This is a genomic window from Streptomyces liliiviolaceus, from assembly GCF_018070025.1.
Lineage (GTDB): Bacteria > Actinomycetota > Actinomycetes > Streptomycetales > Streptomycetaceae > Streptomyces > Streptomyces liliiviolaceus.
In genome coordinates this window covers 3500259-3512911 of record NZ_JAGPYQ010000001.1, presented here as the reverse complement: position 1 = coordinate 3512911, position 12653 = coordinate 3500259, and the positions used below count along the sequence as shown (strand labels likewise).

Below are 12653 nucleotides of genomic sequence, written 5' to 3'. Positions count from 1 at the left end.
CTCCTGTTCGGGGGGGGAAACAACCCTCACCCTAGCCTCAGGGCGAGCAGCGCGATGTCGTCCTCCCGCTCATGGCCGAAGCAGTCCAGGAGCGTGTCGCACAGGGCGTCCAGACCGGGCAGCGCACCGACGGCGGCGGCCCGGAGGTGTTCCATCGAGGCGGACAGGTCCGTGCCCCGGGTCTCGATCAGCCCGTCGGTCACCATCAGGAGCCGGTCGCCCGCTTCGAGGAACAGCTCGGTCGGCGCCGGATGGGGCAGCCCGATCCCGAGCAGCGGCCCGGCGGCCTTCGCGTAGTCGGCCGTACCGGTGTCGCGGATGATCAGCGGCGGGATGTGGCCGGCGTTCGCGATGCGGGTGCGCCCGGTGGCGGGGTCGATGAGGGCCAGGCAGACCGTGGTGGTGACCCCGGGGTGGTAGTAGCGCAGCATCTTGTCGAGGCGCTCGGCCAGTACGGCCGGGTCGCTCTCGTCGACGCAGTAGGCGCGCAGCGCGTGCCGGATCTCGACCATGACGGTGGCCGCGTCCAGCGAGTGTCCGACGACGTCTCCCACCGCGACGAGCACGCCGTCGTCGGTGCGCAGTGCCGCGTAGAAGTCGCCGCCGATCTCGGTCTGCTGCGAGGCGGGCACGTAACGGACCGCGACGTCGATGCCCGGGAGTTCGGGGAGCCGGTGCGGCTGGGGCAGGAAGCTGTGCTGGAGGGTGAGGGCGACGTGCCGTTCGACCTGGTACATGAGCAGCGGCTCGGCGGCGTACGCCGTGGCCTGGGCGAGCCGGGCCACCAGGGTCTCCTCCTCCGGGTTGACCCTGCGCATCCCGCGGGTGGGCGTGGCCAGGCACACCGAGGCCTTGCCCTCCTGCGTGAGGATCAGCGCCAGCCGGGCGTCGTGCTCCATGCCGGGCCGGAAGAACCCGGCGGGCCACAGCGGCGCGGGCACCGTGGTGATCCGTACCCCGGACTGCCCTCGGGTGAGCCGCCGGAGCAGCCCGGCCACGGCCCGGTGGGCGCCCTCGTCGGGCAGCGCGAGCGAGGTGCGGTCCCGGGAGAGGGCGCGGTACAGCTCGTCGTCCGGGCCGAGGAAGAAGACGGCGGCGGGGCCGCCGGTGAGCCGCGCGGTGCCGTTGGCGGCGGCGTCGGCGAGTTCCTGGAGGTTGCGGGCCGCCTGGATGGTGACGATCGTCTCCGACAGCAGGGTCAGCCGCCGGGCCAGTGCCTGGTCGTCGGCCCGTAGCCGCGCGGAGCGCACCGCGGCCCGGACCACCGCGTCGATCTCCTCGGGCTCGGCCGGCACCGCCAGATACGCCTCCCCGCCCGCCTCAAGACCCCGGCACCGGTCGGCGGGGCTCACGGCGGAGACCGAGAAGTGCACGACGGGCAGGCCGGCCATGTGCGGGCGGGCCTTGATCCTGCGGCAGAGGTCGAAGCCGTTCATGTCGGAGAGTTCCACGTCGACGAGGGCCACGTCGGGGAGGGTTCCCCTGCGCAGCCGTGCGTCGAGTTCGACGAGGGCCTCGTTGCCGGTGGCGGCCGCGACGACCTGGTGTCCGGCCCGGCGCAGCAGGGCGCCCATGGCGTACCGGCCTGCCGCCGTGTCGTCCACGAGCAGCACGGTCGCGTCTGTTCGTTTGCCGTTGCCGTCCATCTGCCAGCCCTCGGACATGCCGGTGGGACGGTCCGGGGTCCCGGGACCGCCCCACCAACGTTAATGCCCAGTCAGGAGGTTCGGGAGAACACCGCCACGGTCCGTCCGGGAACGCTGAACGTGCCCGAGTCCGCCGCGTAGGAGGCGGACTTGACGACGGTGTCCCCGCCCTCGGCCTGGACGGGGTGCAGCGCGTACGCCGTGCCCTTCACGTCCGTCACCTTCTGCTCCTGCGCCCCGGGGGCCGCGTTGAGGACGACGACGAGGTCGCCGAGTTCCATCGTGATCACTCCGGGTGTCTCGTCCTTGCCGGACAGCGGGAAGGACAGCTTCGACTGCACCTGTCCGGCGGTGCCGAGCCCGAAGTCGGCTTCACTCGTACGGATGCGCAGCAGATCGCGGTACGCGGCGGAGGCGCCCTCGATCTGCGGGCAGCCCACCTCGACGGACGTCAACAGGGGCTTGGCGTACGACCATTTGGCCTCGTTGTCGGCGGCCGGCGGCAGCCCGCGCCCGAATCCGTTGCCGCTGCCACCGCCGCTGCTCTCGCGGCACTGCCAGTGGATGGCGTTGAACCAGTCGCCGCTGTCGTAGGAGTTGCGGTCCAGGGACTTGGAGCGCAGCAGGTCGGTGCCCGCCTGGGAAAGCGCGGGTCCCTGCGACAGGGTGGCGGTGGCCATCGCGAGGACCTGCATCCGTGCGCGTTCGGCCGCCGAGGTGCCCTTGGGCAGTTTGAAGGCGAGCGCGTCGAACAGCGATTCGTTGTCGTGGGCGTCCGCGTACGCGAGGGCGTCGCCGGGCGCGTCCGCGTAGCCGGCGGGCGCCCCGTTGTAGTCGACCTGGGAGCCCTTGACCTGCTTGCCCGCCGTGTCGGTGAAGGTGTAGTCGGCGAGGTTGCCGGACAGGCCGACCTTGATCAGGTCCTGGTAGTGCAGCAGCCGGGCCCTCTGCTCGGCCGGACTCCCGTTGTTCTCGCTGTCGTTGGGGTCGGTGTAGAGGCCGGACGCGAAGCCCTGGACGCCGGGGTCCTCGTCGAAGGGTCCGCCGCCGCGTACGGCGTCGCGGGCCCGGTCGGAGAAGGTGGCGATGCCGGTCCCGGCCATGTTCTTCTGGGTGGCCTGGACGAACCGGGCGTCGTCGGCGACCTCGCCGAAGTTCCAGCCCTCGCCGTAGAGGACGATCTTCTTGCCGTCGACGCCGTCCTTGGCGACGGTCAGCGCGTCGAGGGCCTTCCTGACCGCCAGGATGTTGGCCTTCGGGTGGTGGCCCATCAGGTCGAAGCGGAATCCGTCGACCTTGTACTCCCTGGCCCAGGTGACGATCGAGTCGACGACCAGCTTGCCCATCATGGCGTTCTCGGGTGCCGTGTTGGCGCAGCAGGTGGAGGTGGCGACCGAGCCGTCGGCGAGGAGCCGCTGGTAGTAGCCGGGGACCACCTTGTCGAGCACGCTCGTGTCGGCCTGACCGCTCGCCGGGGTGTGGTTGTAGACCACGTCCATGACGACCCGCAGACCGTCCTCGTTGAGCGACTTCACCATCTGCCGGTACTCGACCGTGCGGCGCGTCCCGTCGGGATCACTGGCGTACGAGCCCTCCGGCACCGTGTAGTGGTAGGGGTCGTACCCCCAGTTGTACGCGTCCTTCGCGGCGCTCTTCGCCACGCACTCCTGCTGCTTGTCGGAGTCGGCCGCGTAGGAGGCGAGGTCGCAGTCGGGGACCGTCTGGTCCGCCTTCTTCTCGGGGATCGTGGCGATGTCGAAGGCGGGCAGCAGATGGACGTACGACGTCCCGGCCTCGGCGAGCTTCTTGAGGTGCCGGGAGCCCGCGCTGTCCTTGTCGCTGAAGGCGCGGTAGGTGCCCTTGTCCTTCGCCGGGACGGTGGTGTCCTCGACGGAGAAGTCACGGATGTGCAGTTCCTGGATCTGCGCGTCCTTCAGCGGTACGGCCTTCGGCTTCTTCAGGCTCGACCAGCCGCCGGGGGCGAGGGACTTGTCGTCCAGGTCGACGACGAGGCTGCGCTCGGAGTTCGCGGTGAGGGCGACCGAGTAGGGGTCGGTGACCTTGTTGGTGACGAGTCGGCGGACGCTGGGCGCCCACACCTTGACGACGTACCGGTAGGGCTTGTTCTTCCAGGACGCCGGCCCGGTGACGGACCAGACCCCGGAGGCGGCGTCCCGCTTCATGGGAACGGTCGTGCCGCCGATCTCCAGCGCCACCTCCTGGGCGGTCGGCGCCCAGACGGCCAGTGTGGGCCGGCCGCCGCGGAACGTCGGACCGAGGTCCGCCTTCGTCGCGGCCGTCCCGTACACGTCGTCGAGCACGCCCGCGATCTGTACGCCCGTCGCCGCGAGCACGGCCCCGTTGGCAGCCCGCTGCGAGGCGACGAGCTGGCCGCTCAGTGCCTCGCGCACCCGGTCGCGGTCACGCGGGTCGACGGTCCAGGCGCTGTAGTCCTTGAGGTGCGGGAACGCGGCCTTCTGGGCGTCGGTCAGGGAGGTCTTCCCCAGCCGCAGCCAGCGCTCGTCGGTGCTGGTGAGCGTGCCGTTCTCCGCCTTGATGCTGCCCTTGCGGGAGTACAGCAACTGGGTCGACGCGGCGCTCTCGTTGCCCTTCCAGGCGACGGTGTTCCGGTCGATCCAGATGGCCTTGGAGGTGGTCAGGTCGAGTGCGGCGGCGCTGCCCGCGGGCTGCGGCAGGAGGTACTTCTCCCGGCCGCCCAGCATCCACACCTCGTGGCCGTTCGCCGTGAGATCGAGCGACTGGTCGGTGGGGAGGTCCTTCTCGTCGCCCTTGTGGAGGATGTAGCTGAGGCTCGTGGCGCCCTCGGCGAGCGGCACCTCGTAGACGGCGCCGTACGCGTCGGTCCGTACCGGCTCCAGGGGCTTCGACCAGTCCGTGGGGTTCGCGGCGCCGGTCCAGGTGTGCAGACCCCAGCCGTCGTACTTCCCGTCGGCCCGGTGGTAGTGCAGGACCGCCTTGCTCTTGTCCGGCGCCGGGTAGTCGGCGGCGGGCTTCTCGGTCCGTACGGCCTCCTTGCCCTGCTCGACCCAGACCTCGCCCGTCTTCGTGACATCGATCGTGCGGTCGGCGGAGACGTCCTTGTTGCCGTCCTTGTCGATGACGAGGAAGTTCACGGCCGAGGCGCCCGGCTTGAGCTTGACGTACGCGAAGGCCCCGTAGGCGTCCCGGCCCACGAAGTCGTGGCCCGCCGGCCAGGTGGTCTCCTCCCCTTCGGCGATGTCGCCCCAGGCGTAGAGCCGCCAGTCGGTGTAGTCGCCGTCGGCACGCTTGTAGTGGACGATCGCGTCCTCGCGCGAGGACGCGGTGGGCACCTCCTCGGCGGGCGGGGTGCCGGTGGTGGAGGCGGCCGTCGCACTCGCGGTGCGCCCGGCCGAGTCGACGACAACGGCCTTGTAGCGCAGGGCGGTTCCGGCCGGCACGTCCTTCCCGACGGCCTGGGTGACCTTGTAGGGGGCGTGGTCGGCGGAGCCGAGCGTGTGCCACTTCCCGCCGCCCACCTGCGCGGCGAAGACGACCCGGTTGAGCTGTCCCCCGTCGACGTCGGCGGCGATCTCGACGGTGCCGGTGGCGCCGGCGGCGGGGGCGTTCAGCGTGACGGTCGGCTTGGTGGCGGGCGGGGCGAGCCGCCCCGCCGCCTTGTAGACGACGGCGGACCCGGCCGGAACGGTCACGGCGACCCGCCGGTCGGACCCGCTCTTCAGCGACTCCTCCGTCCCGTGGATCCCACGGAAGGTCATGCCCGCCGACCCGGTCGCGAAGGTGGCGCTCTTCGCCTCGTCCGCGTTGTTCACGGCGACGACGTACTCGACTCCGGTCTTCGCGTCGGTGCGGGAGAAGGCGTAGACGCCGGCGCCGTCGGCCGCGTACCGCTCGGTCTGCACGCCGTCCGCGAGGGCCGGATTGGCCTTGCGGAGCTTCGCCAGCGCGGCGATCTGCCGGTACAGGGGCGCGCTCGTGTCGTACGCGTCCTCGGCGTGCGTGCGGTCGGTGCCGAGCTGGTCGTCGTCCAGGTAGTCGGCGGTCCTCGACGCGAACATGCTCTGGCGGGCGTCCTTGTCGCCGCCCGCGCCGGTGAAGCCCTGCTCGTCGCCGTAGTAGACGACGGGGTTGCCGCGGCTTAGGAACATCAGCTCGTTGGCCAGCCCGGCCTTCTTCACCAGTTCGGCGTCGGACGCGTCGGGGTCGTCCTGCTTGAGGAACGTTCCGATGCGGCCCATGTCGTGGTTGCCGAGGAAGGTGACCTGCTCGTACGCGTTGGCCTTGTCCGTCGTGTACTTGTAGTCGTCGCCGAAGACCGAGGCCAGCCGCTGCGCGCTGCCGCCCTGGGAGGCGTACGCCCGTGCCGCGTCCTGGAAGGGGAAGTCCAGCGTGGAGTCGAGGCGGCCCTCGGTGACGTACGGGGAGGTGATCGACGTGTCCGCCGAGTACACCTCACCGAACATGAAGAAGTCGTCGCGGCCCTGCTTGGCCGCGTACGCGTCGAGCGCGGTCGCCCACTGCGTCCAGAACTCCATGTTCACGTGCTTCACGGTGTCGATCCGGAAGCCGTCGATGTCGAAGTCCCGCACCCACCGCTGGTAGATCTTCTCCATACCGGTGACGACCTCGGGACGCTCGGTCCACAGGTCGTCGAGCCCGGAGAAGTCGCCCTGCTCGGAGCTCTCACCGGCGAAGGTCGAGTCACCGCGGTTGTGGTACATCGACGGGTCGTTGAGCCAGGACGGCACCTTGGCGTTCTTCTTCGCGGCGGCCACGACGGGCGTGCGCGGGAAGGAACCGCCGCCGACGGCCGGGAACCTCCGCTCGCCGTCCGCGTAGTCGGTGTCGTCGAAGGGCTCGCCGTCCTTCGTCAGATACGGGAAGGCGCCCTTGGAGAGGTAGGAGTAGGACTTCTCCTCGTAGTCGACGACGTCGGCCGTGTGGTTGGTGATGACGTCGAAGAAGACCTTCATGCCCTTGCCGTGGGCCTTGTCGATCAGCCGCTCCAGGTCGGCGTTCGTGCCGAAGTGCGGGTCGACCTGGGTGAAGTCGGTGATCCAGTAACCGTGGTAGCCGGCCGAGGCGTTCTCACCGGTGCCCTGCACGGGCTGGTTCTTGAAGATCGGCGCCAGCCAGATGGCCGTCGTGCCGAGGCCCTTGATGTAGTCGAGCTTCTTCGTCAGGCCCTTGAGGTCGCCGCCCTGGTAGAAACCCTTGTCGGTGGGGTCGTAACCGGTGGCGAGCCGGGAGCCGGTGAGGCCGCCCCTGTCGTTGCCGGTGTCGCCGTTGGCGAACCGGTCCGGCAGGACGAAGTAGAACTGCTCGCGGGTGAGGTCGTTACGGGCGGACGTCTTCGCCAGGGCCGCGTCCGAGGGGGGCGCGGGTGGGGTTGCCGCCTGGGCGGCGAGGGGTTGGACGAGCGCGGCGGCGAGGGCTGCGGCGGTGAGGGCCGCGGTCCGTCTCGGTATCACAGGCCTGACTCCTTGCGGTGGGATCGGCGCGACGCTATCCCCGCCGAAACGCTTTCAGCAAGACCCTTGCAAAGAGCAGAAAGAGTTTTCAGCAACCGCCTAAGCGACTGCGCAGTTCCCCGCGCCCCTGAAGACGACATTCGGCTGCGGGCCGGTGGGGGCGGGGAACTGCGCGATCCTTAGGGCCCGCCCCCGCCCGCCCGCAGGCGAATCAGCAGGTGGATTTGCCCGTGTACACCGCCAGCGCGGTATTCGCGGCCAGCGTCGCCGTCAGCTGACCGGACCCGTTCACCGTCACCGTGGACCCCGCCTGCACATTGCAGTACGTGCCCGCCGCGAGCGACGTCTGATACGTGCGCGAAAGCGACGACGACTCGTGGTTGATCGCCACGAACCCCTTCCCGCCACGGCCGAAGGCGATCGCGTCACCCCCGTTGTCCCACCAGTTGGAGACCGACTCCCCCCGGACGGCGTTGCGGAAGCCCACCATCGACTGGATCTCCGGCCAGGCGTGCTGGCACTTCCACCCGTCCTGCCAGCAGGCGTTCACCGAGCCCCCGTTGGGCGGCCCCGCGTCCGTGGACGAGAACTCGTACCCCGAGTTGATGTCGGGCGCCCCGTACGGATACGCCAGCATGAACACGTTCGCGAGGGTGTAGTTCGCATTGTCCTTGTAGCTGAGCGTCGACCCGTTGCGCTCGGTGTCGTGGTTGTCGACGAAGACCCCCGAGACACCGCTGCTCATGTACCCCCAGCCCTCCCCGTAGTTCTTCAGGTAGGCGAGGTTCTCGTTGTTGAAGACGCGCTTGAGGTCGAACGCGTACCGGAACTCCTGCACATCCCCCGTGCCGGTGTACTCGGTCGGCTGGACCGCCTCCCCGGCCCCGTAGATGGCCTCCTGCTTCCAGTACGCGGACGTGTTGCTCAGCCGGCCCTTGATGTTCGCGAGGTCGGCGGCCGGGATGTGCTTGGCCGCGTCGATGCGGAACCCGTCGACGCCGAGCGACAGCAGGTCGTTCATGTACTTGGCGATGGCGGAGCGGACGTACTCCTCGCCGGTGTCCAGGTCGGCGAGTCCGACGAGTTCGCAGTTCTGGACGTTCGCGCGGTCCTGGTAGTTGCTGATCTGCGAGGTGCAGTTGTCGAAGTCGTAGGAGGAGTACAGGCCCGGGTAGTCGTACTTCGTGTAGGACGAGCCGCCCGTACCGGTGCCGCTGCCCGCCGACATGTGGTTGATCACCGTGTCGGCGACGACCTTCACGCCCGCCGAGTGACACGTGCTGACCATGTTCTGGAAGGCGGCACGGTCACCGAGGCGCCCGGCGATCTTGTAGCTGACGGGCTGGTACGAGGTCCACCACTGCGAGCCCTGTATGTGCTCCGCGGGCGGGGAGACCTGGACGTATCCGTAACCGGCCGGGCCCAGCCGGTTGGTGCACTCCTTGGCCACGGACGCGAAGTTCCACTCGAAGAGGACGGCGGTGACGTCCTTGGTGCCCGGTGGGGAGGCGTGGGCGGTTCCGGCGGTGCTCGCGGGGACGACGAACGCGGCGGCCGCCACGGCGAGCGCGCAGGACAGTGCTCTCTTGGCCATGTGTGGGGGTCCCTTCTCCGTTGAAGGTTCTTGCTGCAATATTCAACAGCAGTGCGGTGCCGCAGATCGTAGAAGCCCGTCTCCCAAAGCGGAAGACGGGCTTCTGAAAATTCCTGAAACTTCTTACAGGACGCGCCGGTTGGTGGACCGTCAGTCGGCGATCCACCACACGGTGACGTCGGCGGGCACCTTCGCCTCGCCGTCGTCCGTGACGGTCACCTCGCCGCTCGCGAGCAGCACCCGCCCGTACGCGCGGACGGTCGCCGCCTCTCCCCCGGTGTTGGCGGCGCACACGAACGCCCCGCGCCGGAAGGCCAGCACGCCCTCGGGCGCCTTCAGCCACTCGACGCTGTCGCCCGCGCCGAGGTCGGCCTGCTCACTGCGCGCGGCGAGCGCGGCCCGGTACAGCTCAAGGGTCGAACCGGCGACGCCGGTCTGCGCCTCGACGCTCAGCTCGCCCCACCCGGCGGGCTGCGGAAGCCAGCTGCCCCCGCCGCCGAAGCCGTACGAGGAGCCCTCGCGGTCCCACGGGATCGGCACCCGGCAGCCGTCGCGGAATCCGTCCTGGCCGGCGCCCCGGAAGTACGCGGGGTCCTGGCGGACCTCGTCCGGCAGGTCGACGACGTCCGGCAGGCCCAGTTCCTCGCCCTGGTACAGGTACGCGGATCCGGGCAGCGCGAGCATCAGCAGGGTGGCGGCGCGGGCCCGGCGCAGACCCAGTTCGCGGTCTCCGGCGAGGCGGATCTGGGTGCCGAGCCCGGCCGGGTTGGCGAACCGGGTCGCGTGCCGGGTCACGTCGTGGTTGGACAGCACCCAGGTGGCGGGGGCGCCCACGGGACGCATCGCGTCGAGCGTGCGGTCGATGCAGGCGCGCAGCTCATCGGCGTCCCAATGGGTGCTCAGGTACTGGAAGTTGAAGGCCTGGTGCAGCTCGTCGGGGCGCACGTAGTTGGCGGTGCGCTCGATGGTCGGCGTCCATGCCTCGGCGACGAAGATGCGGTCGCCGGAGTACTCGTCGAGCACGAGCCGCCACTGGCGGTAGATCTCGTGCACCCCGTCCTGGTCGAAGAACGGCATGACATCGTTGCCCAGAAGCTTCAGCTGCTCGTGGGATCCCAGGTCCGGGAGCCCTTCCGCCTTCACAAGACCGTGGGCCACGTCGATCCGGAAACCGTCGACGCCCATGTCGAGCCAGAACCGCAGCACCGAGCGGAACTCGTCGCCGACCGCCGGGTGGTCCCAGTCGAAGTCGGGCTGCTCGGGCGCGAAGAGGTGGAGGTACCACTCGCCCGGGGTGCCGTCCGGCTCGGTGACGCGCGTCCAGGCGGGGCCGCCGAAGATGGACTCCCAGTCGTTGGGCGGCAGTTCGCCGTTCTCGCCCTGGCCGGCGCGGAAGTGGTAGCGCTCCCGGGTCGGCGAACCGGGCCCCTCCGCGAGGGCGCGCTTGAACCACTCGTGCTGGTCGGAGGAGTGGTTGGGGACGAGGTCGACGATGATCCGCAGGCCCAGTTCGTGGGCGTCGCGGATCAGCGCGTCGGCGTCGAGCAGATTGCCGAACATGGGGTCCACGGCCCGGTAGTCCGCCACGTCGTAGCCCGCGTCGGCCTGCGGCGAGGCGTAGAACGGGCTGAGCCACACGGCGTCGACGCCGAGGTCGCGCAGATACGGGAGTCGGGAACGTACGCCCTCCAGGTCGCCCATGCCGTCGCCGTTACTGTCGGCGAAGCTGCGCGGATAGACCTGGTAGATCACCGCGTCCCGCCACCAGTCGCGGCGGTCGGCGACGGTCACAAGAGCGGAGTTCGGCGCCGGGTCGGCGGAATACTGCTGGCTCATGGCTTCCTAGATACGTGACGGAGAGCGCCCCGAAGGGGCGCGGGGAACTGCGCGACCAGCCACAGCGGGTCCGCAGACGGCAGACAACCCGCAGCTCGCCGCGTACGGCTAACCCTTCGTGCCACCCGCGGTCAACCCGGTCACCAGGTTCTTCTGCACAAGGTAGAAGAACGCGGACACCGGAATGGCCACGAGCACAGCCGTCGCAGCCATCAGATTGCGCTGAGCGTCATGCTCACTGACAAAGCTCTGCAGCCCCACCGCGAACGTGTACTTCGTGTCGGACAGCATGAACGTCGAGGCGAACGCGACCTCACCGAACGCGGTGATGAAGCTGTAGAACGCGGCGACGGCGAGCCCCGGCTTGGCGAGCGGCAGGATCAGCCGGGCGAACGTGCCGAAGGGCGAGAGCCCGTCGACGCGTCCGGCCTCGTCGATCTCGAAGGGGATCGTGTCGAAGTACCCCTTGAGCAGCCACGCGCAGTACGGCACGGCCGTCGAGCAGTAGACGAGGATCAGGCCGAAGTAGTTGTCGATCAGCTGGAGTTCGCTGAGGATCTCGTACATCGGGACCATCAGTACCGCGACCGGGAACATCTGGGTGACCAGGAGCACCCACATGAACTTCTTGTAGCCGGGGAAGCGCATGCGCGAGACCGCGTAGCCGGTGGTGGCGGCGACCAGGACGCCGATGACGGTCGTGCCCAGCGACACGACGAGCGTGCTCCACAGCCAGTCGAAGAACGGCGTGTGCTGCAACACGAACGTGTAGTTGTCGAACGTCATCTTGCCGAGGATGCCCCCGGGGTGCAGATAGTCGTCCTTGTCCGGGCCGAGCGACAGATAGATCAGCCAGGCGATCGGGAAGAGCGCTATCAGGCTGGCGACGCTGAGGATGCCGTGCGAGGTCAGGGCCCCGGCGCGACTGCGCTCGCCGCGCCGCGGCCCCTTGCCGGCCGGTGCGGTGCCCGTGGGCGCCCCGTCCACCGGGGGCGGGGTCTTGACGGTCGTGGTGCTCATGGGGGCTCCTGCCTCAGATCGCGAGCTGCTGCTCATTGCGGGCCAGCCAGCGGCGGTAGACGGAGGTGAAGACGATCAGGATGGACAGCAGCAGGACGCCGTACGCGGCGGACTGCGCGTAGTCGCGCGGCTGTTGGCCGAAGCCCAGGTAGTAGGCCCAGGTGACGAGGATCTGCGCGTCCGGCGCGGTGTCGCCGAAGAGCAGGAAGATGATGGCGAACTGGTTGAACGTCCAGATGACGCCCAGCAGGACGACGGTGGAGCTGACCGACTGCAGACCCGGCAGCGTCACGTTCCTGAAGCGCTGCCAGGCGTTGGCGCCGTCCATCTCCGCGGCCTCGTACAGGACGGGGTCGATGGACTGGAGGCCGCCGAGCAGCGAGACCATCATGAACGGCACACCGCACCAGGTGTTGACCATGATCGCGGCGGTCCGCTGCCAGAAGGTGTCCTCAAGCCAGAGCGGCGAGGGCAGATGGACCGCGTCGAGCATGGAGTTGATGATGCCGCCGTCGGCGAGCATGAACCGCCAGCCGAAGACGGTGACGAAGGTGGGCACGGCCCATGGCAGGACGAGGATGAGCCGGTAGAAGGTGCGGCCCTTCAGCTTCTGGTTGAGCAGCAGCGCCAGCCCGAGCCCGATGACGTAGTGGAGCAGCACGCACAGCGCCGTCCACACGATCGTCCAGATGAAGTGCGACCAGAACCGGTCGTACGCGGTCGGCCCCCACAGGATGTCGGCGTAGTTGTCCAGGCCGATGAACTCGTACGTGGCGTCGATGTGGTTGACGCCGATCGTGCGGGCCGAGTTGAGACTGGTGGCGTCGGTGAACGTCAGGTAGATGCCGCGCAGCAGCGGATAGAGCACCAGCACACCGAGGACGACGACCACCGGGGCGGTCATCGCGTACGCGTACCAGTACTTCTGGTACGCGCGCTTCACGCGCTGGAGCGGGCCGGGGCGCGGGGCCCGGCTCCCCCGGCGCTTGCCGGTCGCGCGGTCGACGACGACTGTCATGATTCGACACCTTCTGGAAAATCAGGGGCTGATCAGCGGGCCGGTGGGTCTGCGGGCCCGAGCCTGTG

6 protein-coding genes are annotated in these 12653 nt (G+C 69.4%); all 6 read right to left on the bottom strand.

Features of this window, described 5'->3' with window-relative positions; genetic code table 11:
- Positions 1 to 26: 26 nt before the first annotated feature.
- The 6 genes from J8N05_RS15325 to J8N05_RS15300 all read right to left on the bottom strand — a co-directional run bounded on the left by J8N05_RS15325 (position 27) and on the right by J8N05_RS15300 (position 12585).
- A complete protein-coding gene (locus J8N05_RS15325; RefSeq protein WP_210890201.1) occupies positions 27 to 1646 on the bottom strand; it encodes a fused response regulator/phosphatase in 1620 nt (539 codons plus the stop codon).
- Positions 1647 to 1717: 71 nt separating this feature from the next.
- Positions 1718 to 7117, bottom strand: coding sequence for a pullulanase-type alpha-1,6-glucosidase (pulA, locus tag J8N05_RS15320; protein ID WP_247706290.1), 5400 nt, complete (start codon positions 7115 to 7117; stop codon positions 1718 to 1720).
- Positions 7118 to 7328: 211 nt separating this feature from the next.
- Positions 7329 to 8711, bottom strand: a complete 1383-nt coding sequence (locus tag J8N05_RS15315; RefSeq protein ID WP_210883275.1) for an alpha-amylase — start codon at positions 8709 to 8711, stop codon at positions 7329 to 7331.
- A 150-nt stretch (positions 8712 to 8861) separates the two neighbouring features.
- Positions 8862 to 10547 (bottom strand): glycoside hydrolase family 13 protein, encoded by a 1686-nt coding sequence (locus J8N05_RS15310; RefSeq protein WP_210883273.1) that lies wholly within the window; start codon positions 10545 to 10547, stop codon positions 8862 to 8864.
- A 108-nt stretch (positions 10548 to 10655) separates the two neighbouring features.
- The gene (locus J8N05_RS15305) at positions 10656 to 11567 is read right to left on the bottom strand and encodes a sugar ABC transporter permease (RefSeq protein WP_210883272.1); all 912 of its coding nucleotides are present in this window, start codon (positions 11565 to 11567) and stop codon (positions 10656 to 10658) included.
- A gap of 13 nt (positions 11568 to 11580) precedes the next feature.
- Positions 11581 to 12585, bottom strand: a complete 1005-nt coding sequence (locus tag J8N05_RS15300) for a carbohydrate ABC transporter permease (RefSeq protein WP_210883271.1) — start codon at positions 12583 to 12585, stop codon at positions 11581 to 11583.
- Positions 12586 to 12653 lie beyond the last annotated feature (68 nt).